General features: G+C 59.5%; 19 protein-coding genes and 3 pseudogenes. 16 read left to right on the top strand and 6 right to left on the bottom strand.

Features of this window, described 5'->3' with window-relative positions; translation table 11 throughout:
* Positions 1-423: pseudogene (locus tag AC0L2Z_RS32510) on the bottom strand (hypothetical protein); the annotation flags it as partial.
* A 44-nt stretch (positions 424-467) separates the two neighbouring features.
* Between AC0L2Z_RS32510 and AC0L2Z_RS32505 the strand changes: the two are divergent.
* Positions 468-766, top strand: a pseudogene (locus tag AC0L2Z_RS32505) (transposase); the annotation flags it as partial.
* 556 nt (positions 767-1322) lie between these two features.
* Here AC0L2Z_RS32505 and AC0L2Z_RS32500 read toward each other — a convergent pair.
* The gene (locus AC0L2Z_RS32500; RefSeq protein WP_473630325.1) at positions 1323-2495 is read right to left on the bottom strand and encodes an IS110 family RNA-guided transposase; all 1173 of its coding nucleotides are present in this window, start codon (positions 2493-2495) and stop codon (positions 1323-1325) included.
* Between the two features lie 286 nt (positions 2496-2781).
* Complete coding sequence (locus AC0L2Z_RS32495; RefSeq protein ID WP_473630324.1) at positions 2782-9972, bottom strand: amino acid adenylation domain-containing protein; 7191 nt, start codon at positions 9970-9972, stop codon at positions 2782-2784.
* Positions 9973-10278: 306 nt separating this feature from the next.
* Here AC0L2Z_RS32495 and AC0L2Z_RS32490 point away from each other — a divergent pair, with 306 nt between their 5' ends.
* From AC0L2Z_RS32490 to AC0L2Z_RS32445, 10 genes are all read left to right on the top strand, one after another.
* A complete protein-coding gene (locus tag AC0L2Z_RS32490; RefSeq protein ID WP_473630323.1) occupies positions 10279-10911 on the top strand; it encodes a 4'-phosphopantetheinyl transferase family protein in 633 nt (210 codons plus the stop codon).
* Between the two features lie 494 nt (positions 10912-11405).
* Entirely contained in the window at positions 11406-12662 is a 1257-nt protein-coding gene (locus AC0L2Z_RS32485) for an ATP-grasp domain-containing protein (protein ID WP_473630322.1), read from the top strand.
* 151 nt (positions 12663-12813) lie between these two features.
* A complete protein-coding gene (locus tag AC0L2Z_RS32480) occupies positions 12814-13851 on the top strand; it encodes a D-alanine--D-alanine ligase family protein (protein WP_473630321.1) in 1038 nt (345 codons plus the stop codon).
* Positions 13852-14206: 355 nt separating this feature from the next.
* Positions 14207-14743: a hypothetical protein gene (locus AC0L2Z_RS32475; RefSeq protein ID WP_473630320.1), complete on the top strand. Its 537-nt coding sequence runs from the start codon at positions 14207-14209 to the stop codon at positions 14741-14743.
* A 5-nt stretch (positions 14744-14748) separates the two neighbouring features.
* Positions 14749-15114 carry a hypothetical protein gene (locus AC0L2Z_RS32470; RefSeq protein ID WP_473630319.1) on the top strand — a complete coding sequence of 122 codons (366 nt, stop codon included), beginning with the start codon at positions 14749-14751 and terminating at the stop codon, positions 15112-15114.
* A 14-nt stretch (positions 15115-15128) separates the two neighbouring features.
* Positions 15129-15494: a BID domain-containing protein gene (locus tag AC0L2Z_RS32465; protein WP_473630318.1), complete on the top strand. Its 366-nt coding sequence runs from the start codon at positions 15129-15131 to the stop codon at positions 15492-15494.
* On the top strand, positions 15478-15756 hold the full coding sequence (locus AC0L2Z_RS32460) for a hypothetical protein (protein WP_473630317.1): 279 nt from the start codon (positions 15478-15480) through the stop codon (positions 15754-15756). The genes AC0L2Z_RS32465 and AC0L2Z_RS32460 overlap by 17 nt, the downstream gene beginning before the upstream one ends.
* Entirely contained in the window at positions 15753-16919 is a 1167-nt protein-coding gene (gene traF / locus AC0L2Z_RS32455; RefSeq protein ID WP_473630316.1) for a conjugative transfer signal peptidase TraF, read from the top strand. The genes AC0L2Z_RS32460 and traF overlap by 4 nt, the downstream gene beginning before the upstream one ends.
* Positions 16912-17403, top strand: coding sequence for a nitrilase-related carbon-nitrogen hydrolase (locus AC0L2Z_RS32450; RefSeq protein WP_473630315.1), 492 nt, complete (start codon positions 16912-16914; stop codon positions 17401-17403). The genes traF and AC0L2Z_RS32450 overlap by 8 nt, the downstream gene beginning before the upstream one ends.
* Before the next feature lie 39 nt (positions 17404-17442).
* A complete protein-coding gene (locus AC0L2Z_RS32445; protein ID WP_473630314.1) occupies positions 17443-17574 on the top strand; it encodes a hypothetical protein in 132 nt (43 codons plus the stop codon).
* 304 nt (positions 17575-17878) lie between these two features.
* On the opposite strand, the gene AC0L2Z_RS32440 is transcribed toward AC0L2Z_RS32445, so the two are convergent.
* Entirely contained in the window at positions 17879-18460 is a 582-nt protein-coding gene (locus AC0L2Z_RS32440; protein WP_473630313.1) for an ABC transporter permease, read from the bottom strand.
* Between AC0L2Z_RS32440 and AC0L2Z_RS32435 the strand changes: the two genes are divergently transcribed.
* The 3 genes and pseudogenes from AC0L2Z_RS32435 to AC0L2Z_RS32425 all read left to right on the top strand — a co-directional run bounded on the left by AC0L2Z_RS32435 (position 18459) and on the right by AC0L2Z_RS32425 (position 20228).
* Entirely contained in the window at positions 18459-18635 is a 177-nt protein-coding gene (locus AC0L2Z_RS32435; protein WP_473630312.1) for a hypothetical protein, read from the top strand. The genes AC0L2Z_RS32440 and AC0L2Z_RS32435 overlap by 2 nt on opposite strands.
* A gap of 602 nt (positions 18636-19237) precedes the next feature.
* The gene (locus AC0L2Z_RS32430; protein WP_473630311.1) at positions 19238-19420 is read left to right on the top strand and encodes a hypothetical protein; all 183 of its coding nucleotides are present in this window, start codon (positions 19238-19240) and stop codon (positions 19418-19420) included.
* A gap of 329 nt (positions 19421-19749) precedes the next feature.
* Positions 19750-20228 (top strand): annotated as a pseudogene (locus AC0L2Z_RS32425) (aldehyde dehydrogenase family protein).
* A 396-nt stretch (positions 20229-20624) separates the two neighbouring features.
* On the opposite strand, the gene AC0L2Z_RS32420 reads toward AC0L2Z_RS32425, so the two are convergent.
* Positions 20625-21596 carry a helix-turn-helix transcriptional regulator gene (locus AC0L2Z_RS32420; RefSeq protein WP_473630310.1) on the bottom strand — a complete coding sequence of 324 codons (972 nt, stop codon included), beginning with the start codon at positions 21594-21596 and terminating at the stop codon, positions 20625-20627.
* A gap of 507 nt (positions 21597-22103) precedes the next feature.
* Here AC0L2Z_RS32420 and kce point away from each other — a divergent pair.
* Complete coding sequence (gene kce, locus AC0L2Z_RS32415; protein WP_473630309.1) at positions 22104-23081, top strand: 3,5-dioxohexanoate:acetyl-CoA acetone transferase; 978 nt, start codon at positions 22104-22106, stop codon at positions 23079-23081.
* A gap of 95 nt (positions 23082-23176) precedes the next feature.
* Positions 23177-23629, top strand: a complete 453-nt coding sequence (locus AC0L2Z_RS32410) for a PaaI family thioesterase (RefSeq protein WP_473630308.1) — start codon at positions 23177-23179, stop codon at positions 23627-23629.
* 202 nt (positions 23630-23831) lie between these two features.
* Here AC0L2Z_RS32410 and AC0L2Z_RS32405 read toward each other — a convergent pair.
* Positions 23832-24936, bottom strand: a 1105-nt coding sequence (locus tag AC0L2Z_RS32405; protein ID WP_473630307.1) for a M20 aminoacylase family protein, incomplete at its 5' end; no start/stop codon positions are given.

Raw genomic sequence — 24936 nt, 5'->3', positions numbered from 1 at the left:
TCGATCACATGTCCAATGCTTCAGGTTCCTCCTTGCAAAATGGCTGGCATCCACACAAGAACTTGACGCACACAACTCGACCAAGGAAGATTGGTTGGCGTTGGTGCGAAGCGTGGCAGGGGGTGGTCGGAGCAGGCGCTGACATGACCTGCGATCCATCTCGAAAGTGTCTTCACTCCACGAAATGTGGCAAGTCCCTGTACGCGGTGAGGAACATAAGTTGATTCCATTGATCCTCGTTCCGGGCTTGCCGTTTGCACCACGAAGCAAGGTTCCTACGATTTCCACGCAAGCATCGGCTTCACGCACGCCAAGGCGGATCACTTCAGCAGCACGCAGTATTACCGCGTCGGAAACTGCAGCTGCTTCCCGCATGACGGCGATCTCGAGATCAGATTTGATGAGCCGGATCCAGGTTACCATCTTGGTACAATTCACAATACTGGCAGTGGGTAGGCGTCTGCTAGAAGCTGGCGACAATCATGGACGACGCCGAGCCCGACGTGCCTGCCTATATGACTTTCCCCAAGGAGCACCGCGCCAAGCTGCACTCGACCAACCCGATCGAGCGCCTCAACGGAAGGATCTAGCGGCGCACCGAGGTCATCGGCATCTTCCCAAATGACGCCATCGTCCGCCTGGTTGGCGCGATCCTGCTCGAACAGAACGACGAATGGGCCGTGCAGCGCGCCAGATATATGACGCTGGAAACCATCAGCCAAATGAGCTGATGATCCTCATCAGCCTGCCAGCCGTGGCACGCTGATCAGCCCGGCCCCATGCCGGACAGCGCGGCGACCAAGCCGTCAGCTACACCTGTATGAGGCGATGATTGTCAAGCTTGCTCCTGGTTCGTTTCCTCATCTCCTCGTTCGGGCCGATTGGCGACCATCTATCGTGCCGACCTGGCTTCGAACTGGCCGCCGCGCGCAGTGACGGTCAAGGGTGGGGCCGCAGGCCCCCATCGCGAAGCGACTTGTCCTTGACGGTCACGAGCACGGGCGGCAGGCTTTTCCGGGTCGGCACGAGCCGTTTCCAGTGGGGGCCAAATGCCGACGACAGATTTCCGAGGCGAGCTCGCCGAGCCAGGCGCGAAGGTCGCGCGGCAGACTTGTATGCGGTAGATCGCAGTGGGATCTGACCATGATGCAGCATGCGCATCGGTGGCGAAGCTCCGGGGCGGCGGGGCCCATTCTACGCCGGCGGTCCGAAGGACCATGTGTAGCTTCGGGTTGCCGCCACCTCGGATCGTCATCGGCAGACCCTGCTGCGGGCCCGCCAATTGGGGTGTGCCTTGTTCTCCCTCTTCCCACGTGCCTCCATCACGCCGCACGTACGATGACGCCCTGCGGCACCTCGCCCGCGGTGACGAAACGCCACAGCGCAATCAGCAGCTTGCGTGCCAGCGCCACGATCATCGTCTTGCGCGTGGTTTTGCGGCCGTCGCTCGTGCGCGCCTGGAACCATTGGGCCAGGTCGCTGTCCTTCTGGAACAGGAGAAAGCGCCACGCCAACTGGATCATGCCGCGCCGCACGCGGGCATTGCCGGCGCGCGCCAGCCCTTTCTCGCGGCGGCGTTGGCCGCTCTCGTCTGGCGACCCTGTCAGCCCAGCATAGCGCGCCACGGCGCGGCGGTCGCGCAACGGGCGCGACAGGATCTCGTGGACCAGCATGTCGGCGGTCTCGACGCCGATGCCGATGATCCGCGCCAGCAGGCGAACCATCGCGTGACCGTTCTCCGCAGCCGGAGCCGGAGCCGGAGCCGCCAGCCGGCGCAGGCGCTCCTGTTCGATGGCGCGGATCTGCGCGCGCACGAGGTTAAGGCGCTCAAGGAAGCGGTAGAGCTCGGCGCGGGTGTTGTCCGGCAGCGGCGTTCCCTCCGCCGTTCGGATGCTCTCCAGCCTGTCCGCCGCCTGGCGCAGGCTCAGCCGGAAGCTGCGGACCCCGAAGCGGGCGAGGATCGCCTTGGCGCGGTTGATGAGCCGCGTCTGCTCGCCGACCAGAGTCCCCCGCTCGCGGTTCGGCCGCCGCGCGTCCTCCTCTTCGAGTGTCGGGATCGCAGCCATGGAGCAATGACGTTTCTCGCCGCGCAGCCAGCCGAGAAAGGCACGCATCAAAAGCTCGGTGTCGAGACGATCGGTCTTGGCGCGGCGGTGCTCGCGCGACACTGGAACGCTCGAGGGATGGATGGCATAGGCATCGATACCGTGCGCCCGCAGCCAGCGCGCCAGCCAGAAGCCGTCGCCGGCCGCCTCATAGGCGACGGCGATCCGCTTGATCGTATGCCCGGCCCGGCCGGCTTCGTCGCGCCAGCGCTGCAGCAGCTTCAACAGTGCTGGCGCGTCGGCATCGATCTTCTTCAGCGGCTGGCGCTTGAGACCCGGAACAAGCGCGGCGACGAGCCACTTCGCCTTGCTGATTTCGATGACGGCGATGATCGTGTTATCCTGTTCGAGAGCGGTAAGGGACCGGCTCGTGTCAAAAGATTGCGACATGGGGCGCCTCCTTCTGATGGTGGTTTTGACAGCGCCGAAGGATGCCACACCCTCGCCGCTCGCCCCATAGCATCTACTCCCTGGGACACGACCTCTGAACATTTAACAACGCCCTTCAGGTGATGACGCGATCATCATCCGGCAGAGGACTGTGATGTCGTAAACCTCTTGATCATCTCCAACTGCGGGAAGCAACATAATGCATTCATCAGACAGCTTGACATCTCCGCCTGCGGCAGCTTGGACCGAGCCGGTTGCAGGCCCGGTGAGCTACCGGTGCCGTCGCTTAGCCGTTGCGATTTAGATAGTCTTCAAGCTTCTTCGCCAAGATGCTCACATGCGGCGCAGCGATCATCGTGTAATGGTCACCTGGAACCTCGTGAATCTCCAGGCGACCGCGCGCGAATTGCTTCCAACCAAGATCCAACTTAGGCTGGTTCATTACTGCACGCAGGCCGTTTTTGGCCGCAAAAAGAACGGTCCTGCTGTCGTTGGGCCGAGGTATATAATCATGCAGCGCAATTTTATTTGCCTCAGCAACTGCCAGGAGATGATCGAACTGCGTTTCGCTCATGTCGGGGATGTCGCCTGCTTGTCTTCCGAAATTGAGCAAGGCGGTGACCTGACGCTCGGTTTTGATTGATTTCAGTTTTCGCCAGTGCTTCTTCAGCGCGGGAAAAAGCATGCTCAATATCACCACTTGCTCGCTCAGCCTGTCAGCAATCGGACTTTTTCCGAGCAAGAGATGATTCTGCCCGCTTGTGTACTCTTCACGGTTGTGTAGCGCTTTGGCATCGAGCAGAGCAAGGATTGCGATCTCGTCACCAGCGTCGCGCAATTGGCAGGCCATTTCCCAAGCAATGCTGCCCCCCATGGACAAACCAACGAGCTGGTAAGGGCCGCGTGGCTGTACGCTCTTGATGGCCTCAACATATTCCCGCGCCATCTCCGGAATGTTCAGGTGAGGTCTTGCCTCACCGTTCAGACCGCGTGCCTGCAGGCCGAAAAGCGGTTGCTCTGCACCCAATGCTTTAGAAAGAGGTATATAGAAGAGCACATGTCCGCCAAAAGGGTGGGGGCAAAACAGTGGAGCCCGCGTACCGCCGGTTTGTATCGGGACCAATGCGCTCGGATGCGCGCTTCCGCGGGTCTTCGACAGGGCGGTCGCGAGCCCTCTTGGTGTCTGGTGTTCCAGCAGCCGGGAGATAGCCAATTTCTCTCCTGTGAGCTGCTCGATGCGGTTGATGACGCTTAAGGCGCTCAATGAATCGCCACCAAGGTCGAAGAAGCTGTCGGTCACGGCAATGTCATCCAAGCCCAAAATGTCCCGATAGACCGCCGCGATTTGGCGGTCCAAAGCTGCCTCACCAGACATCTCAAAGACAATCGGGCTGCGTGGTTCTTCGTTTCCGGTCGGGGCATCGACGGGTGTGGCCGCAGTGTCCGGTTGATTCAATTCCGCGTTTTGTCCCCGCTCTTTGCTGGCGACCGCATCGAGCCAGTAACGCTTGCGATCGAAAGGATAAGGCGGAAGCGGGGTGCGCTGCGGCGGCTGATGGCCGTGCAGGCCAGACCAATCGATGCGAATGCCGCAGGTCCAAAGCTCGCCCAGCGTTTGTAACAGTCTCGCGTGATCGCCTTGTCCATGATCGCCTCCTGGCAAGGCTGTAAACGCGACGGGGCTCTGCCGGTCGCTCATTAACCTGAACTGCCTGGAATGTCTGGTCAGGGCTGCGCCAGGCCCGATCTCGATGAGCAACTCGTGGCCCGATTGCACCAGCCGATCGAAAGCCCGATGGAACTGCACTGTCTCTCGCAGATTGCGGACCCAATAGCCGCCATCGAACGGCACGTCCGCTTCAAGCCAGTCACCGAGCACCGTTGACATGAAAGGTATTTGCGGCGCTTGCAACTCGATTCGTTCTGCATGATTCCTAAACTCCGGCAGGATTGGATCGAGCAGTGATGAGTGGACGGCATGGCTTGCGAGTATTTGTTTGCTCGCAATGGATTTCGCCTGCAATTGCTCATGAAACGCTGCGATCTCGGATGCGGCCCCCGAAACGACGCACTGACGCGGCCCGTTTATTGCCGCCAATGAAAGGTTTTCGTTCCAATATGGCCGGAGCTCTTCGGGCGACAGGCCGACTGCGACAATGCCGCCGGCAGGCACACGCGACGTTAACTGCCCCCTTTTCAGTGTCAGGCGAATGGCATCACATAGCGAGATGATGCCAGCAATATGAGCGGCTGCATATTCGCCGATGCTGTGGCCGATTACAGCTGCAGGGAAAATTCCCCACGACATGAAGAGCTTCGCCATTGCATATTGCGTAGCAAAAATGACAGGCTGTATGACGGCTTCCAGCTGAGGCTCAAGCTCGCCATCAGATTTGCCTTCGCAGTAGAGCAGGGGGCGAAAATCAATATGTGCGAGCTCGTTAAGCCATTGTGCGCATTCATCGATGGCGCTTCGGAATACCAGCTCTTCTTTATAAAGCTCCCGACCCATTCCAATCTGCTGCGCGCCCTGGCCGGAGAACATGAACACGATGCGGTGTTCACTGCTCGACACCTCTCGCGACGCGCTCGCCTGCAGTGCCGCCTGATCGAGTTGGTCGGCTAGTTCCAATAGATCGGATCCCACGAAAGTTGTGCGATATCTGAGAGCGGCTCGACCCTTTTGCAAGGTGTATGCGATGTTCGCTGCGCTGTGCTTAATATCGCTGCGGCGCATAAAGCCGGCCAGTTGCCGGAGCATTTCGGTTAGTGCAGACCCGCTCGCACCCGATACTGGAAAAACTTGTAGCCTGCGACCGCTTTGTTCACCACTCTGCGGCGGAGCCTCCTCGAGAATCACGTGCGCATTCGTGCCGCCAATGCCAAATGAGCTGATCCCGCCGCGCCGCGGTTCACCGCCCTTGGGCCAAGCGGTGCAGGTCTTGTTTACGAACACCGGGCTCGCCTTGAAGTCGATATTTGGGTTGGGCTTATCGAAATGCAGGCTGGCGGGAATGATGCCCCTTTTCAGCATTGTGGCGAGCTTGATCAATCCCGTTACACCCGCTGCGGCGTCGAGATGGCCGACATTTGTTTTCACCGAACCTATTGCGCAGAATTGTTTCCTCGCGGAGTGGGAACGGAAGGCCTTGGTGAGGCCGGAGATTTCGATGGGGTCTCCAAGATGGGTTCCGGTACCATGCGCCTCCACGTAACCAATGGTGTCCGCAGAAACCTCAGCATCGGTGAGGGCAGCTTGGACCACCGCAGCTTGTCCATCGGAACTGGGGGCAGTGAATCCTACCTTGGCGGCGCCATCATTGTTGATAGCGGTCCCCTTTATGACTGCCCAGATATAGTCACCGTCTCTACAGGCATCGCTCAGCCGCTTGAGAACGACGACTGCTGCTCCGCTGCCTCTCACCGTTCCTTGTGCTTTGGCATCGAACGCACGGCAGTGGCCGTCAGGGGACAAGATATGGCCCTGTTGATGGAGATAGCCTTTTCCATGGGGCAGGGAAATCGATGCACCGCCTGCCAATGCCATATAGCACTCGTTGCTGCGTAGGCTCTGGCAAGCGAGGTGGACAGCAACCAGCGAGGTGGAACAGGCCGTCTGAACTGACACGCAGGGGCCGGTCAAGTTGAGCTTGTAGGCGATGCGCGTCGCCGTGAAATCGCAGCCATTAAGAATGCGGACCTGCAACCTCTCTGAATCCAGCAGGTCGCGGCCTGCTTCCCGGTCAGCGAAATAGTGGTTGGCCCCCACGCCGGCAAAGACACCGACTCGGCCCTCGGCAGTCTCGCGCGATCCGTATCCTGCATGATCGAGCGCCTGATAGGCTGTTTCCAGCAGGATTCGCTGTTGAGGGTCCATCCACGCTGCTTCCTTAGGCGAGATGCCGAAGAACGCTGCGTCAAACAGATCAATTCCGCTGATAACGGCTTCGCGCCTCACATAATTTGGCCTGCCAAAAGTGTCGGGAGCGACGCCAGCTTCTCGCAATGTCTGTTCATCGAGATCTGCGATGGACTCTATGTCATCAACCAGATTACTCCAGAATTGATCGACATTCTCCGCCCCCGGGAACCTGCCCGCCATCCCGATGATCGCAACAGCATTGCGGTCGCTTTCGCTTGCGGCCAAACCAATTGTGTTCTTTAAATCTTCAGCAGAGTGAGGAGCAGCTGGAGTTGCGGCCAAATGCGTAGCGAGCGTTCTTATGGTGGGGTGCTCGAAAAGATCCAGAATCTTGCAATCAATGTCTAGACGATCTTGGATACACGCCTGAACCTGGACGATAGTCAGGGAATGTCCGCCAACATCGAAGAAATTGTCTTCAACGCTGACGGTGTCTAGCTTCAGCACGTCCTTCCATATCTCAGCCAGTTCCGTCTGCAATCCACTGGTTGGTAAAGTTGCGGCCTTGAATTTTGAGGCGTTTCTCGGCTCGGGAAGAGCGCGCCGATCGATCTTGCCGCTACGATTGATTGGTAGGTGCGGGAGGAACACGAACTGTGAGGGAACCATATAGCCAGGCAGCGCGGCGCGCAGAAAAGACTGAAGTTCATCGGTGTCCTCCGAACCGTCCCGTCGCCTCACCACGTAGGCTGTCAGGCTCGCATTTTCATCGTGACCGTCTGTCAGCGTGACGCAGCATGCCTTGACGTTTTCGTGCTCCATCAGGTACTGCTCGATTTCGGCAAGCTCGACCCGCATGCCACGAATCTTGATCTGCCCGTCGTTCCGGCCCAAGAACTCAATCATGCCATCTGACCGATACCGGGCCCGATCCCCAGTTCTGTAAAGCCTAGATTGCGGATCATCTTCAAACGGGTTTGGCCGGAAAACCTCCCGCGTGAGTTCATTGTGATTGATGTAGCCGCGGGCTATGCCCACGCCCCCGATGTAAAGCTCACCGATTGCTCCGACCGGTGCCGGATTACCATAGCGATCGAGGATGTAAGCCTTGCTATTGATTGCGGGGCGCCCAATGGGTGGCTTTCGCCCGTCGGGTTTCACCTCGGTCCTTATGCAATAGACGGTCGTTTCGGTAGGCCCATAGGAATTGAAGACACGGCGCTTCTCACCCCATCCCTCAATGAGGCTCGACGGCAAGGGCTCTCCACCAGACTTGATCACGGTGAGATCAGGAAGTTCAGTCGATGGCAAGGAGGTCCACGCTGTCGGCGTAAGACCGGCAGCGGTAATGCGCTCACGGCGCATGAACTGGACAAGCTCTGCTCCAGGCAGCGACGCTGATGGGGGCGCCAGGCACAATCGACCACCAGAAGATAAGGCCAGCATAAAATCAAACAGCGATGCATCAAATCCGCAGGAAGCGAACTGCAATACCCGGCTATCCGGCCCCAGCTGATAGGTGCGTTTTAGATCCTCCGCCATGTTGCAGGCGCTGCGATGTTCAATCATCACGCCTTTCGGCTGTCCCGTAGAACCAGACGTATAGATCACGTAAGCCAAATCGGAGGGGCCAGCAGGGCAGTGCGGAGGCGTGACTTCATGCAGAGCGATTTCAGTGCGGTCCTTGTCGAGGAGAACCACCGCGCATCCATTCGCACCTTCAATGTCTAGCCCTGATAGGGCTCTCCCGAACGCCTGTTTTATAAGCTCTGCTTTGCTGATCACTGCAGTGGCGCTAGCGTCCCGCACCATGAAGGCTAGGCGCTGGGGTGGGAGTCGCGGATCGAGAGGAAAATAGACGGCCCCCGCTTTCAAGACCGCTAGAAAGCCGATGATGAGATCGCACGAACGCTCAACGAGAACGCCGACCACGTCTCCAAGGCGGACACCTTTTGAAATTAGATGACGGGCAAGCCTATTTGCCCTTTCCTCAAGTACGGCATAGCTGAGTGCCTCCAATGGGCAGCTGACAGCGATATTGTCTGGGTAAGCGGCAGCCTGCGCTTCGATCAGGTTGTGCAGGCAAATGTCGGACGGAAAACGTGCAGCTGTGTCGTTAAAATCATGCAGGAGCTGGTGCTCCTCCTCTGGCGTTAGAAGACTGTAGTCGCCTATCCGTCGCGCTGGCGCATCTGCAATCGCCTTAAGCAACAACCGATAGTGCTTCGCCAGCCGCTCGATTGTGCTAGGATCCCACAAATCCGCATTGAATACGACGTGCAGGCGGACACTTTCTTTGCTGGCCAGGATTCGAAAATCAAGATCGTTCCAGATATCGGTCTCGCAAAACCGGATTTGCGCAGGCAAGCCGGAGAGGTCGACGTCACATGCAGTGAAGCCCAGAGAACTCACCGCTTCCGGAGTGAAGTTGAAAACTGCTTGCGCGAGCGGATTACGATGAGGTGCAGGGGGCAGCTTGAGCTTCTCCAGCAGCAGGGGAAGAGGAAAATACTCGTGCCTGCGCGCGCAGCGCATGAGGTGGCGCACCCGCTGCAAATGGTCGAGGAAAATGGGATTTCCGGAAAGATCCTGCCGTAGGGCCGCCAAGGTCACAAAGTAGCCGAAGGTCCCCGAAAAATTTCCTGCCGGACGACCGAGGCGAGGCATGTAAATGGTGATGTCGTGCTGGTCGCCATAACGATGCAGCAGGACGTAATAGGCAGCAAGCAGCACGGTGGCGAGCGTCACTTTTTCTTTGCGCGCCAGTCGCTCCAAGCGCGCGACCAGCGGCATCTCAATATCCAGGAAGTAAACTGACCCGGTGTGTGTGGCAAGCGCAGGTCGTGGTCTGTCGGTCGGAAGGTCCAGGTCGGGCTCTGGATCGACAAATTGACCGCGCCAGTAGGCCAACATGCGTTCTCCGTCATTGCCGGCAAGAAGGCGCTCGTGCCAGGCTACAAAGTCCTCGTAGGGAGCCGCCATAGTCAGATTCGGCAGATCCGTGTTGCCCCAGCACGCCTGGTAGAGCCTGCCGAACTCGTGCAGGAACGTGCGAATGCTGTAGGCGTCGGAAATGATGTGATGGAAGTTGAGGAGGAGAATCTCTTCTGTGGCACTGCGGATGAACAGGTGCGCGCGAAACACCGGCCCATCTTCCAGATCGAAAGGCGAGCGGGCCTCCGCCGCGATGGATTGATGGAAGGCCGCCTCGTCTGCGTTCTGCAGCCGAACGATATGAAAACTCAGGGAGCCTGTCTGATGAATCCGCTGAACGACATGCGCGCCCTCCTGGTGAAAGGTCGTGCGCAGCATTTCATGCCGGTCAATCAACGACTGGAGGGCGCGCCTCAAGGCATCAATGTCGAACAGTGCCTTTATGCGCAGCTCGACTGGCAGATTGTATTCGCTACCGGTTGGTCTTTTTTGATGATGCAGCCAAAGGCCCATTTGACCATGCGATAGCGGGCGCGTGACATAATCCATAGCTTTCTCCGCCACTTGTTGTGCGGAGACAGCTACCCACTTTTTTTGGAAAATGGGTTGAATATTTGGTGAAGCTTCATTCTTCCAAAATGCATACCTTATTCGAATTTGAATTGCAGATGAATGCCCCATATGAATTGTGAAAGGAAAACTCTAAAAAGGGTCAAGGCACGCAAAGGTCATTTCACACTCGTTGAGTTTGGTTCGTATATCTTTGCAGATCGCAGCCCGTCGGCAGTGTAGAAGTTATCCTTTGGTCAGTGATGACACGCGCCGTCTAAGGCAGCTGGTGAGTGTAGACGGACTTGACAGTTGCGATGATTAGGCAAGGCGTGTGGAGCGAGCCACTTGCAGCGACGCATGCATCCGAATAGGCAGAGGGGCACAATCGATGTTTGGGTATTCCGGCATTCACAGCTGACGGTCCCGATGCGGCAGATGCGAAAAGTGCTGAGCCCAGTTGAGCGAGAACGGGCAGAAAAAATTCGTCATATAGATCTGCGTCTTTCATATCTTCAGGCAAAGTTTGCTTTTCGAACCATCCTTGCTGCGCATTTGCATGTTCCACCGAGCGATCTTCAAGTGACCGCCTCGCGCTTCGGCAAACCCCGCTTGCTGGGGCACGATATTGAAGTGAGCCAGTCTCATAGCTACGATTGGTCCGCCGTCGCGGTATCAGCCTCGAGCTTGGTTGGGATAGATATTGAGCATTGGCGCCTCTTGGCAAATTGCCGCCAATTGGCTTGCCACGTTATTACCGAACAAGAGGCATTTACTTTTAGAAAAATTCCGCAAGAGCTGTGTACGCGAAAGTTCCTGGAGCTATGGACCAGGAAAGAGGCCGTACTGAAATGCGCAGGTCTTGGTCTCCATCAGGACCCGCGAAGCCTTTACACGGGCTGGGATGAGCCGGTCGTGCAATTTGGCGGCGTGCGATATTACATCAACGCGCTCCCAGTCAGCGCGCAGTTGGTAGGGCACCTAGCATCGCATGAGCCCCACCAGATAATTATGCGCAGCCTGCCATCACAATTAGACGCTCGGCCGGCGTGCCGTCCTGCGCTGCAATAATCCCTTTCTGCAAAGGCCGCCCGGGTCGGCTAGCATTTGTCTTCCATCTTCTAGTCTAGATCCTGGGAAGGACTCTCCCAAGGTCGCTCATCAGATTGAGACGCCTCGCTCTCCTGACCCATCATGCGGCGGCCCGACGCCGACCGCAAAGAGAAGCGAGTGACCCGCGGGGCGACATGGTCCGGAAAAAAGTGCCAGGAGAAGCTTGACCTCATAAACAACAATCAGAGAAGCCTGCTAGTTCCCATTGGTCACATCAAGCTAGCGTCCTTTGAAGATAGAAAATACTCAGAAATTCGTCGATCCTCGGTGCCACATTGCCGCTAAGCAAAACGTTGCAACAGATCCTTCAAACTAAATTTACAGAATCTTTGCGACCGCAGATCGCTGACAGTGGTAACTTCACCGCAAAGTTTGAGGTCAGGCACGGATAAAGCTGATGCCTGTTTCGAGCTCAGGTCGCCGCACAACACGCAATGGAGGGTTAACAGCCAATGGCAAGAAGAGCGCTCATCCTGGTTGAAGGCGAAAGTAATATGCTGCGATACGCCCAAGCGGCCCAGCGTCTTGGTCTTCATCCAATTGCCCTGTCGGCTGATCCATCTCGGTACGACGATCTTGCGGCGGAAAGGATTGAGGTAATCCGTGTCGATACTGACAATCTCGATGCGCTGATCCGTGAATGTTCTCGGCTGGGTGAGACCTATGACATTGCTGGCATTACGAGCGCCAAGGAGTCGTCCTATGCGACAGCAGCCAAGCTCTGCCGGTATTTCGATCTGCCGGGACCGAACCCCGCATCCATTGAACGATGCTGCGACAAATTCGTTCAACGTCAACTCCTCGCGGAAGCCGGCGTTCCAGAACCTACTTATCGCTTGGCAGCCAATGCGACGGATGTAGAACGCTCCGCCGCGGAGATCGGCCTGCCGGTGGTTCTTAAGCCAGCCGTCGGCATCGGCAGCATCGGTGTCCGACTGTGCCGCACCGTCGATGAGTTAGCCGAACATACGACCTATCTGTTGGGCGGGAAGCACATATGGCCGTCTTCGCCGAGGATACTGGTCGAAGAATTCGTACAAGGCCCCCATTATACCGCTCATATAATGGGAAACGAGGTCATTGGGCTTACCGCGATTGACTTCGCCCCCCCACCGCATTTCGTCTGCCGTGCGGGCATCTTCCCGGCCCCGCTGGCTGATGACGATCATGAGCGTATCGCCGATATTTCGTTGAGCTGTTTGCGAGCTCTCGGCCTTGGCTGGGGGCCAACGAACATTCAATTCAACTGGACGAAACGTGGCCCAGTCGTCATTGAAGTCAATCCGCGTCTTGTGGGTGGGATCGGTTCTCAACTGGTTCAACTGGCTTACGGCCTCGATCTCATCACCGAGCACGTCAAGCTTGTCATCGGCGACGAATGGGATTTGCGCAGAAGGCATTCGCAGACTGCGGCCGCGCGGATCCTAGTTCCTGATCGCGATGGCACGCTCGATTGGATCGATGGCGGCAGTCGGGCGACTGCCGTACCAGGTGTCGCCGAAGTCAAATTGTATGTTGAACCCAAGACGCCGATCGTTACGCAAGGCGATTCTCGAGACCGCATCGGACATGTCATCGCCGCTTCACCCAGCCCTGCTGAGACCGAGGCGATACTTCAGCGTGCCGTCGACTTAATCGGCTGGTCGATCACACCATTTCCGACCTCTGGCAAAGAGGAACAATCTGCGGCCCCTCACTTCCCGGACTGATGGAGAACGTAGTTCCGGAACAACAGATTGTAGTGTTCACGACGGTGGCCGGCCGTACTGGCAGGGCGCGGGGTCCAGGCGAGTTGTTCCCCTCGATCAACCAAATCCGAGCATATGAACGTGATCGGAGCAAACACCCAAGGAGTAGCTTATGCGGGTAGCCGTCGTGTGGAACCATGATCATACGGGCGTGATCAACCGGTTCGGTCAGTCTTGTCCGGAGCTCTACGACCGCGAGACGGTCGAAAGCGTGATGGCGGCACTGCAAGAGGGCGGCCACGAGACGCTGCTGTGCGAAGGCGATAAAGAACTGCTCGCTGCGCTCGAGCGGTTCATGCCACCCGATCCGCGAGCCCGTCCCTCCGGAATCGTCTTCAACATGGCGTACGGAATTCAGGGCGAGTGCCGTTCCACCCACCTTCCGGCCATGCTCGAGATGGCCGGCGTCCCGTACACCGGATCGAGCCCTCTCGGGCATGGGCTGGCGCTCGACAAGGTCATCACCAAGAGGCTCATTCGCGATGCCGGCGTGCCGACGCCGAACTTTCGCGTGATGCGTCGCAGCACCGAGAGTACCGGCGACCTGCGATTCCCAGTGGTAGTGAAGCCGCGTCACGGATTCGCCAGCCGCGGATTGCAGCTCGTCCATGAGCCCGCTCAGTTGAGGCACGCAGTAGAAGTGATCGTCACGCAGATTGGGCAGGATGCGCTCGTGGAAGAATACATCGATGGGCGGGAAATCTGGGTCGCGCTGCTGGGAAACGAAGAGCTCGAGGTGTTGCCTCTGGTGGAGCAGGACTTCGGCGACCGCGAAACGCGTCTTATGACTTGGGAAGCGAAGAACATGGCGGTCGCTGCGCCCCAGCGGATTTGCCCGGCGCACATCGGGAGCAAGCTTGCGACGGTGCTGCGGGATATTTCGGTTGCGACCTTCCATGCCTGCCAGTGCCGGGATTACGCCCGCGTCGACCTCCGGATCGACCGCTCTGGCCAGCCCTTTGTCCTGGAAATCAACGCCATGCCGGCGCTCGGTATGTGCACCACTTATGTCCTGGCTGCGACGACCGCCGGACACAGCTTCTCGAGCTTGGTCAATCGCATCCTCGATATCGCCCACACGCGGTATTTTGGAATCGGGATCCCCAAGGCCGAACACGCGTCGAATCGTGACCAGAGTTTTCCGCATTAGTCTAGCGAACCGCTGGGATTCACTCTGCCGCTCACATGGATTCCGCGAGGCGATTATGGCAAATTCGGCACAGGCGAATGGAGTGGCCCCTTCTGCGCCGAGATCAGCCTTTTTAAAGCTTCGGCGATCGTCTGCTCGTCACCACGTTCGGGGACGGCAGGAAAACGCCGATAATCCCAGTCGTCTTGAATCCATGTCAAGCTAACTGAAGATTTGATCCCTCTCATGCGGTTTCGTCGGTTTGTGCTGTAGCTCGCCGGTATGCGCTTTCCCGCAGCAACTGTTTGCCTGACGCCGGGCTGCGCGTCAGCCCTCGGCGGCCGCGGCGGCGGCGACAGCTCGGTGAGGGCCGTCTGTGCTGTTCGAGAAGTTTGGTCAGGACCAGCCGCTGAATCGGCAGAGTGAGCGCTATGCCCGCGAAGCGGCGGCCTGCTCGTGCTGGCCTGCAGCTTGGGGCCTCGCTATCGAGGTCCGCGGCGTCGACTCGCTGCGTTTGGCCTCGGTGCGGCTCGGCCAACCTCCTTCGCGAACGCCTCGATCGGATAGGGCCGTCCGATCAGATATCCTGGCCCATCTGCGCCGCGACATGCACATGCTCAACACGATGGCGCGCGAGAAGCTGGTCGTGCGCGGCCTCGTCGGCGAGGGACACGTGTTCCGGACCGAGGACGGCGCCGGCAAGTTCGACGTCGGGAACCAGATCGTCTTCCTGCAGAACGACGGCGCGCTCGGCGTTAAGAACGGCACGATCGGCTGGATCCTCGAGGCCAGCCCAGCCGCATCGCCGCGGCGATCGGCGAGGGCGATCAGCGTCGTCACGTCGTCGTCGATCAGCACCTCTACCGCAACCTGGACTACGGCTACGCCACCACGATTCAGGGCGCCACCGTAGATCACGTGAAGGTGCTCGCTTCGCTTTCACGCAACCGGCGTCTAACCTATGTGGCGATAACCCGGCATCGCGAGGTCGTGGCGCTCTGCTACGAGCCTCAATCCCTCGGTTTCAGCGGGCTAGTCAAGGTTCTGTCCCGGCACAACGCCAAGGACACCACGCTCGATTACGAGCGCGGGACGCTCTACCGGCAGGGGCTCCGCTTCGCCGAAAACCGCCGCCTGCATATCGTTCGCGTCGCCCCACGCTGCTCAGCAATCGCGTCGCCTGGACGATCCGGCAGAAGCAAAAACTCGCGGATCTGGCGCTCCGCCTGCGCGGAGTGGGCGAACGCCTTGGCCTGTTCGATCCGCGCTAAACTAAAAACCTGAAGGAGGCCGGACCGATGGTCGCCGGCGTCACCCCGTTCGCCAAGCCAATAAAGGACACGGTGGAGGAGAAGCTTAGCGCCGATCCCGCCGTCACCAAGCAACGGGAGGCGGTCTCGACCCACTTCCGCTATGTCTTCGTCGATCCGGAGACTGCGTTCCGCGCCGTGAATTTCCACGCGGTGTTGTCCGATCGCGAGGAGCGGCGCATCGCTGAGCTCAATGTGCCGTCGCTGAAACGCGACATCGAGCGCTATCTCAGCCTGGGGAAGGCGGCCGTACAGGAAGCTCGAGGCGGAGGAGCAGGCCAAGGGTCTTGGCGTTTCGACGATATCCCGGCATTGTCGCCGGTGTGCCGACAGAGTGGTGGAGGCCGAAATTGACGGCTTCACCAATCAGATCGCGGTACGGTTCGGCGAGCGGATGCTGCTCACCAATGCGCGCGCTCTCGGGCAGGCTGTTCGACAAGGCCGCCGACTGTCTAGCAGCAGGCGGAGCCAGAAGCTCGCCGAGGCCTGTCCGGTCATGCGGACCGCCCAGCGACTCGCTGCTCATGAACGCACCGCCGAGACCCTGAAGCAGACCGAGAGCCTGCGCCAGACGCAACGCCAGACGCAACGCCAGACGCCAGTGCTCAAGCAATGAGGAGGCTCCGCGCCATTATAATCATCCAGATCGCGGCCGCAGGGCTCGTCTTGCTCGCATGCGTCGCCTGGCTCGAGGGTCTTCGTGTCAATCTCACGCGCAGCTATCCAGCTCGGCCTATGGCGCATCGAACGGGCGGCGGCAGTGGTGATCTCGTCTTCATCTGCCCGCCGGACACGGCGGCATTCCGGATGGCGCGGGAGCGCAGCTATCTCGGCCGCGGACTGTGTCCGGGCTGGTTCAGTCCCCTGATCAAGTCGGTCGTCGCCGCCGAAGGCCAGCGAACCGCGATAGGCGCCGACGTCTCGATCGACAGCTGGCCACTTCCGCATTCCGATGTTCAGCCAAGCGACGCCGCGGGTAGGGTGCTCACGCACTTCGCCGGCGGGCAAGTCCCGGCCGGCTTCCTCTTTCTTCACTCCGATTTCGCAGGTTCTTATGACTCACGATATTTCGGGCCGATCCCTGCCAGTGGCTTGCTCGGCCGCGCGCGCCGCTCCTCACTTTCGAGCCATGATATGGCGCACGGCGCGGTGCTGATCGCACTCGCAGCGCTCTTCGGCGCCATCGCCTGGAGCGGCGACCCGCTGACGCTGCTGCTGGCGATGATGTTTCCGGCGCTGTGGGCGTTGGCGCGCAGCCGCATCGTCGCCGCGCTCGTCTCGGCGGCCTATTTCCTTGCGGCCTCGCGCGGCCTGCCGCAGGGCGTCGCCAATTTCTACGGCTCGGATATTTGGCCCGGCCTGCTTTTATGGGTCGCGGCATCGCTGACCTTCGTCGCCGTCCATACGGTTCTCTGGACGCAGCGTCCGGGATGGGGGAGGGCGGCGCGGTTTGCCTTGGCGGCCGTGAATATGACAGTGCCGACCTTCGGGATCGTTGGTTGGGCGCATCCGCTGATGGCGGACCGGCGTGATCTTTCGAGGATGGGGATGGCTGGGTCTTGCGGTCGCCGCAGCCGGCCTCATCGTCATGACGACGAGAGCATGGCCGGCTACCGCCATCGCCCTGTAGGGATCTGGCTGTGGTCCGGCGCATCGTGGACAGCACCTCCCCTCCCCGGCGGGTTCCGGGGTGTCGACCTGGAAATGGGGCAGAGCCTCGGTCCGCGACGGCACGCTCGACCTGATCGCCACGGTCATGCGAGTCGCGCGCGTGCGTGACGAGATCGTCGTGCTTCCGGAAAGCGCGCTCGGGTTCTGGACGCCGACGGTCGAGCACCTTCGGCGCGACGCGCTCGCCGGCAGCGACGTCACCGTGATCGCGGGTGCGGCGGTGATTACCCGCAGGGATACGACAACGTCCTGGTCAAAGTCTCGGCACATCAGGCCGGCATCCTTTATCGCGAGCGCATGCCGGTCTCTGCCTAATGTGGCAGCCCTGGCGCGGCTTGATGGGGCAGGGCGGCGGCGCATCACATCTCTTCACCAATCCCGTTGTCGAGCTCGCCAGCCCCGGCGGATCTGCTATGAGCAGCTCGTCGGCTGGCCCGTCCTGCAGTCGATGCTGCAAGCGCCTGACGCCATAGTCGCCATTGGTAATAGCTGGTGGACCGCCGGCACCTCCTTCGTTGCCATCCAGAACGCCAGAACGATCGCCTGGGCGGGGCTTTTCAGGCAGCCGCTCGTCATCGCCTTCAACAGATGAGCTGGAGACGCACATGATCGACGCCGCCCTGATCCAGCAATGCGCCGATCCTGGCCTGACGCCGGCGATCGCGAGAGATTCATTGCCGAGGTGGGTTCGCCCGATCCACTTGCCGTCGCCATTCGATCCCGCGATCGGGTGGTGCTGGTTCCCCGAGAGCACGCTGGATGAAGCGATGGCCTTATCCGGCAGCATGTCGGCAGGTCGTCGTGCGGGTCGGCGTGACGGAGTACCCGGCGGGGGGCAGCGTGACCGTTGCCTCATAGGTGAACGTCGTACGTGCCGGACCAGATGGTGACGACCAGAATGCCGACCGCGAGCACGATCTCGGGCAGCACCAGGGGCGATCTGAGCACTGTGGACAGCAATTTTGCCTGCGAAGCGGTGCTTGACCACGGCCAGAGCCGCCAGCCCGCCAAGGGTCGTCGCCATCAGGGCCGAAACAACAGCGATGATAGCGCTCACCTTCAGGCTGTTACGCAAGGCCCAGTCGGTTAGTGTCTGCTCGCACCAATCCAGCGAGAACCCCGTCCAGACGACGGTCGATCGCCCCGCGTTGAAGGAATAGAGCACCAGCACGACCAGCGGCGCGAACAGGAAGAACCGTACCACGGGCACGAACTGGCCCAGGAGATGAAATCTCATGCCCGCACTCCTCGACTCGGCGCAGCAGGCGCACGTAGAAGGCAATGATGAACGACGAGATGACCAGCAATGCCACCGAAACCGCCGCTCCCAGCGGCATGTTTCGGAAGTCGAGGAACAAGTGGACACTCAGATTTCCCAGAATAATGCTCTTGCCGCCCCCCAACAGGACCGGGATGGCGAACACTCCCATGGCCGGCACGAAGATAAACAGAACGGCCGCCATCACCCCGGAAAGGGACAGCGGCAGGGTCACCCGCCAGAAAGCTTCGAAAAGCCCGGCACCCAGGTCGTCAGCAGCCTCCAGCAGCCGCCGATCAATCCCTTGCAGGACCGCGTAGATGGGCAGCACTGCCGTCGGAAGGAATGCGTAGAGCATGCCCACCAGCACCGCTGGATAGGTGCCCAGCATGCGCACTGTTTCGTCGGCCAACCCCAAGCCGAGAAGCAAGTTGTTGATCGCGCCCTTGCGCTCAAAACAGCACCATCCAGGCCGACATGCGGATCATGAAGTCGATCCAGAAAGGGATGAGCAGCAAAGCCATCAACAGCTTGGCATGGCGGCCCGCCTTGATGGCCAGAAATAGGCCACTGGATAGGCGACCAGCAAACAGATTAGGGTCGAATAGGTGGCGATCTTGAGGGAACTCAGAAGGATCGGCAGGTAGGCCGGCTGAAACAAGTCACGATAGCTGTCAAGCGTCAGCCCCCAGATCCCACCCCCATCGGCTTCGCGTTCGGCGAAGCTGTAGGCCACGATACCAGGATTGGCACAGCCATCAGCACGATGTCATGACCACACGGCGCCAGCATCAGGGCCAAGACTGCCTTTCTCGCTGTCCAGCATGGGGCGGACCATCACGACTTTCCCTCCCCGGCAGTCGGTGCGCAACCTTGCTGCAGCCGGAGGGGTCGTGAAAGGCAAAGTGCTCGTCGCAGTCAATGGTGACTGACGCGTCGCCGGGGGTCCCAATGACCTCATCGCCCAGGCCTGCCGACGCTGACAACCTCGTAATCGCGACCACCCGGGGAATTGAGGTTTCGCAACGCCTCGCAGAGACGAGACCTTGGTGTCGATCCACATCCTCCGCGATTCCACAGTCCACCCCAGTTGCAGCGCCAATTTCGAGGCGGCATTGGCCGAGCAAGGCGTATATGTGGCCCATATCCCCTGCCCTGGAACCTGTTCATGCGCACGCTTCTGACCGCCGACGGCGGGATTCTGTTGCAGCGACCGCAACTATGCCCCGACGGCTACGTGGATCTGCGGGCGGAAATGGCGTGTATGCTGGTGCTGTTGGCGTGCCCCGACGACGTCTATCCGACCAATGGCAGGGACGGGACGCCACGCGACGTCGAGTCGGCCTGTTGACGGCCGAGCGCCTATGTCTGCGGATTGAAAGAGGCTCTAGGGGGCGCTGTCGCCAATCCCTGCGAGGAGGCGGGCAAGGCTCTCGCGTTACACATGGGGACAAGATTGCCCTTACGGGCTCGACCGAGGTCGACAAGCTGATGATGATCTATGCCGGCCAATCCAACATGAGCGCGTCACCACAGAATGCGGCGGTAAACCTCGCAGATCATCACCGCCGACATGCCGGATCTCGACGTTGCCGTGGAGTACGCAGTCAACGGAATCTTTGGCAACCAAGGGTGAGGTATGCAATGCTGAATCTCGCCTGATTGTCGACGCCAAGATCCATGACGAATTCGTCGAGCCCGCTGGTCACCAAGGACCAGAAAAACCGCGTGCTCTCCTATATCGGCAAGCGGGAAGGCGCCAAGCTCGCCATGGGTGGTGCTGTACCAGAGGGCATGGACAAGGGTTGCTACGTCGCGCCGACGCTCTTCACCGGCGTGAGAACGACATGCGCATTGCTCGGGAGGAGATGTTCGGCCTGGTAACCGGAGTCCTCACCTATCAGAAGCTGGAAGACGCGATCGCCATGGCCGACGATTCTATCTACGGATTGGCGGCCTCGATCTGGGCGTCGGACGTCTCGGTTGCTCACAAGGCTGCGTGTGACATCCAGGCTAGCATAGTCTGGGTCAATTGTTTCGACCACGGCGACATGACCATGATCTGGGTCGGCTTCAAGCAGTCCGGCATGGGCCGTGACTGCCTAGAGACGCTGACCACCGTCACCCAGACCAAGTCGGTGTGGATGCACTTGGCCTAAAAACTCGGCATACGCGAAGGTCCGAAGAGCGGAAGACAACTCCGCTCTTTGTTGCTTTCTTCTCCGTCGTCCAAAGGGTTGGCCTTGCCCCCGGGAGCTTGCCTCTCCGATGCCAAGGCATTGGCGCAGCATTGTGCGCCTCTTGGCTGTGACGTGCCTTCGCCGCGAGGTCGGGTTACGCCCTCGCTGTCGAACGTGGTACGGCGGGTGACGCCTGACGCGGGGATATTGAACTGCTTTGGCCAGAGATCGATGATAGGCGTACCGCGCCTGTCGCTTCTGCATTCTGGCGACTATTTTGATCCCGTCGAGAGTGGAACTGCTGCTGAGCTGCGAGGATGGGCCGTACGAGGCCCGCCTTGGACAGATGATCGTGCTTTTGCAGGCTTTCAGCCCTTACCGAGCACGGGCGTCTTTTGGCGTTGACCCAAAACGGCGCTTGAAGGCGGTGCAGAAGTTAGAGCTATGAGCGTAGCCTACTTCGTAGGCGACCTGCTTGAGAGGAATGCTGCACCCCTCTAGCAGCATCATCGCCCGCTCCATTCTGCGCTTGGTAATGTGCTGGATGTAGCTAACGCCCATTTCCTGGCGCATGTCTTCCGACAGATCCTCAGCGGAAACGCCGAGCAAAGTTGCAAGCTGCGACAGGGATGGCGGGTTCTTTAGGTTGGCATCTACCATGGTCTTGACGTATTCGACGCGAGACGCAGCTAGCTCAGGACGGGAAAGAAACTCGCCGTCCGATAAGAGCGTACTGAGGCTGAGGCAGAGGAGTTCTTGTGATTTGGTCGAAATATAGCTTCTGGAGAGCAATGGATGAATGCCAGGATGAAGCACTTGCTCGGCCGCCGACATTAGCGCATATGGGAGCGGGCGAGAATACCAAAATGCCTCATCGTTGCCGCCGCCAGAGCCCGAAAAGCTCGGAAAGCAAATCGGATAAAATCCGAACAGCGATGTCAACCTCTCTGGCCAAATCCCGACGGAAAGTGACAGCTCGTTGGCCCCGCTGTTCCAGACGCTTCGCTTGACAAGTCCCTGCGGCTGATAAAATACAGCGAGCGTCGGCTTGCTTAATTCATGCTGGTGCGCGTTGCCAAGCTCGATCCGCCGCGATCCTGACAGGTGGAGCAGAAACACAATGCGTCCAAGGCCCGGTTCGTCATCGAAGAACTGGTCCTTTGCCTGCAGCTTCCGAATCGTGAGACAGGGGTTTTGATAATCAAAATAGCCATCGACCAAGCCTGAGGCGTTCTCCGGGGGAGGCAGAAAGCGGTAGGCGCCAATGGGTTCGCTCCGGTCGTGCTGCTGGATGCGAAACCGGCTTCCCTGATTTAGCCGGCGGACAAAGTCATCGGTGCCAGTCAAAGCAGTCCTCACGACGCCCACCAGCTCCGCGGAAGGCTGGTGTGGGACGCTTGCAAAGAAAACACAACTTCAAGCTAATACGGCTAATTATCGCAGCCGTCAACGACGACCGACAGTTGCTGAATACCCGGCCCCGCTCGCCCCCGGTGCCACACACTCATTTTCAATCGTCGACATCGAATAAGGAAGCGCCTGAGGAGATACCACAAGCGCTTCGTGTGATCGATGCGTTCGCGAGTTAGCGGCGCGTCAAACTCCACATTGCTCGCTGCGGGTAGCAAAGGGTTGTTCACGTTCTGCGGCAGACAATTCGCTCGGCGAACTCATTGTGCTCTGGCCCGCGAAGGAACGGGTTCGTGACCACCCATCCAGCTCGGCGTTTCGCAGGCTGGTGCCATGATCGTTTGGCCGGGACCATAAGTCTTTGCCTCCTCCAAATAACTCTCGCGGCTCGCGCGGTGTTCTGCGTTCCGGTTACATCGTCAGAAAAACCACGGGAGCAATTTTATGGCCGCTGGACGTAAAGTCATCATAACGTGCGCCGTGACTGGCGGGGCGCACACGCCGACAATGTCTCGATATCTGCCGATCACTCCGGAGCAGATTGCGGAGCAGGCGATCGGGGCGGTGGAAGCGGGGGCCGCCATCATCCATTTCCACGCCCGCAATCCGCAGGACGGGCGTCCAACATCCGATCCAGAGATATACGCGCCGGCTATTAATCGCGTGCGCCGAGAATCTAACGTGATCGTCAACATAACGACCAGTGGTGGCCCGAGGGCGACCCTCGAAGACAGGATTGCGGCCGCGCTACAATTCAAGCCGGAACTGGCCTCCCTGAATATGGGATCTCTGTCGCCCTACGGAAGGCAGAGGGTTCTTGAGAAATTCGAGCACTGGCAGCATGCGTGGGAGCCGGAACTGTTTATGGCCGCGCCGTCTCGAGTCTATCCCAATACCGAGGAGATCATCACAAGGACAATCCAAGAGGTCGGCGCGGGCGGCACACGCTTCGAATGCGAATGCTATGACGTAGGGCATTTGTACAATGTAGCCTACTTCGTTGACATCGGCTTGCTGACCCCGCCCTTGATCATCCAAACGGTCTTCGGGTTCAGCGGCGGGATCGGCCTTGAGGCCGACAATTTGACTCACATGCGCAACGTCGCCGACCGGCTTTTTGGCTCAGATTATCAGTGGTCAGTCCTTGCGCCCGGAAAGCACCAGTTCCGCCTATGCACAATGGGCGCGACCATGGGCTCGAACGTGCGGGTGGGGATGGAAGACAACCTCTATCTCGAGAAGGGGAGGCTCGCCCGGTCCAATGCAGAGCAGGTTACGCGGATGCGGGACATCCTGACGTTTCTCTCCTTCGACATCGCCACACCGGACGAAGCCCGGGAGATGCTCGGGCTGAAAAAGCAAGCGAACACCGATGGCTCAGACGCTTCAGGTACAGAGGGTAAGATCGGCCACAGCTTGTAAACGAGCTAAAGCCAGGTTGCGAGACAACTCTGCCAGGTGCCGTAGCTGGCCCTGCTAGGCATTCAGGGCATCGAGCGCCCGTGTGACGGAACCCCATGACCGAAAAAGCGAAACTCAATCCTATCCGGACTGCTCCTGGGCCATGGAAGGACGAGGACATCAGGCGCATGCCGACGCAAGGGTTTCAGAAAGTCCTTGGGATTGAGCTCGACGAGGTGTCCCCAGAACGGATTGCTGCGCATATCGACATCGACCACCGACACGCAAATTCTGGCGGCGCAGTGCACGGCGGCATACTCATGTCCCTTGCGGACAGCCTCGGCGCGATGGGGGCGCTACAAAATCTCGGACCGACGCAAAGAACGGCGACACTTGAGTCCAAGTCGAATTTCGTGCGCTCCTGCGTTGGGGCGAGAATCACCGCCGAATGCCGACCGCTCCACGTGGGTCACCAGACATCTGTGTGGCACACTATAGTGCGGGACGACGGGGGCAGGATCTGTGCACATGTGTGGCAGACGCAGATTCACCTCGATGCCAAGGCTTAAAACAATCGGGAGCAATGCAAAAGAACGCAACCCGGTCTCGTGGGGAAGTGAGTTCGAGTAGCCACAAAAAGGGCCAAACAATCTGGATGAGCGGCAGGGTATCGTGTACTGCGAGCCCATTTTGTCTCGGTGAAATCGGCTGAGCAGGATCAGCGGCGCAGCACCAACTGCTCGACCAACCTGATCAACCTCCTGCCGCAGGCTAGTTCCGTTCTCCGGTGACCAGATCGACCCACAATGCGATGCCCACCGGTAGGGCGTCATTGTTGAAATCGTATTCTGGGTGATGGAGGGGGGCAGTCTTGCCGTTGCCCATGAAGATGAAGGCGCCGGGCCGGGCCTGCAGCATGTAGGAGAAATCTTCCGAGGCCATTATTGGCGCCATCTCGCGCTGCACCGCGGCATGGCCAGCAACGCGTGCGGCGGCGTTCCCCAGAATGCCAGCCTGGACCGGATGATTGACGGTCGGCGGGTAGCCACGGCGATACTCGATTTCGGCCTCAGCTCCAAATGCCTTGGCGACGGCGGTAGCTATGGCCTGGACGCGGCTTTCGATCTTGTCGCGGTTGGCGTCTGACAAGGTGCGGGCAGTGCCCTTCAGCACGACCTCGGACGGGATGACGTTGTAGGCATCGCCGGCGTGGATGGACGTGATTGAGAGCACGGCCGGGTCAATAGGATCGACGCCCCTCGAGACGATTGTCTGCAGTGCGCTGTGCACGTGGTTGGCGACCATGATCGGGTCTATGGTTTCGTGCGGCCGGGCCGCGTGTCCGCCCTTACCGATGATCTGGATATCGAAGCGGTCGGATGCGGCGAGCATGACGCCGCTCGACAGGCCAAAGGTACCCACCTCCATTCCCGGCAGATTGTGAAGAGCGTAGACCTCTTCGATGTCGAACCGCTCGAATAGGCCGTCCTCAGCCATTACCTTGGCGCCGCCACCGCCCTCCTCTGCAGGCTGGAAGATTGCGACCAATGTACCGGGAAATGCGCGCGTTGCGGCAAGATGCTTCACGGCGCCAAGCAGGATCGCCATATGCCCGTCATGCCCACAGGCATGCATGTGTCCATGCACGGCCGAGGCGTAGGGCAGGCCGGTCACCTCAATGATGGGCAAAGCGTCCATGTCGGCGCGAATGCCGATGCTCCGGCTCGCCGGCGCGGTTCCGCCGCGGATCACCGCGACAACCCCGCTTCGACCGATGCCGGTCGCGACCTCGTCGCACCCGAAGCTGCGGAGGAGATCGGCAACGCGTGCTGCGGTACGGTCGACGTCAAACTGAAGCTCAGGGTGGCGATGGAAA

This window comes from Mesorhizobium sp. WSM4850, from assembly GCF_055811735.1.
The sequence above is the reverse complement of the archived record's forward strand: the minus strand, read 5'-3'. Positions and strand labels throughout refer to the sequence as shown.

What these genes read in the sequence shown, in the direction of transcription:
- AC0L2Z_RS32500 (WP_473630325.1), bottom strand. Translation starts at nt 2,495, where the DNA reads ATGTCGCAATCTTTTGACACGAGCCGGTCCCTTACCGCTCTCGAACAG.
- AC0L2Z_RS32495 (WP_473630324.1), bottom strand. Translation starts at nt 9,972, where the DNA reads ATGGGGCATTCATCTGCAATTCAAATTCGAATAAGGTATGCATTTTGG.
- AC0L2Z_RS32490 (WP_473630323.1), top strand. Translation starts at nt 10,279, where the DNA reads ATGCGAAAAGTGCTGAGCCCAGTTGAGCGAGAACGGGCAGAAAAAATT.
- AC0L2Z_RS32485 (WP_473630322.1), top strand. Translation starts at nt 11,406, where the DNA reads ATGGCAAGAAGAGCGCTCATCCTGGTTGAAGGCGAAAGTAATATGCTG.
- AC0L2Z_RS32480 (WP_473630321.1), top strand. Translation starts at nt 12,814, where the DNA reads ATGCGGGTAGCCGTCGTGTGGAACCATGATCATACGGGCGTGATCAAC.
- AC0L2Z_RS32465 (WP_473630318.1), top strand. Translation starts at nt 15,129, where the DNA reads ATGGTCGCCGGCGTCACCCCGTTCGCCAAGCCAATAAAGGACACGGTG.
- traF (WP_473630316.1), top strand. Translation starts at nt 15,753, where the DNA reads ATGAGGAGGCTCCGCGCCATTATAATCATCCAGATCGCGGCCGCAGGG.
- AC0L2Z_RS32445 (WP_473630314.1), top strand. Translation starts at nt 17,443, where the DNA reads ATGCGCCGATCCTGGCCTGACGCCGGCGATCGCGAGAGATTCATTGCC.
- AC0L2Z_RS32435 (WP_473630312.1), top strand. Translation starts at nt 18,459, where the DNA reads ATGCGCACTGTTTCGTCGGCCAACCCCAAGCCGAGAAGCAAGTTGTTG.
- AC0L2Z_RS32440 (WP_473630313.1), bottom strand. Translation starts at nt 18,460, where the DNA reads ATGCTGGGCACCTATCCAGCGGTGCTGGTGGGCATGCTCTACGCATTC.
- AC0L2Z_RS32430 (WP_473630311.1), top strand. Translation starts at nt 19,238, where the DNA reads ATGCGCACGCTTCTGACCGCCGACGGCGGGATTCTGTTGCAGCGACCG.
- kce (WP_473630309.1), top strand. Translation starts at nt 22,104, where the DNA reads ATGGCCGCTGGACGTAAAGTCATCATAACGTGCGCCGTGACTGGCGGG.
- AC0L2Z_RS32410 (WP_473630308.1), top strand. Translation starts at nt 23,177, where the DNA reads ATGACCGAAAAAGCGAAACTCAATCCTATCCGGACTGCTCCTGGGCCA.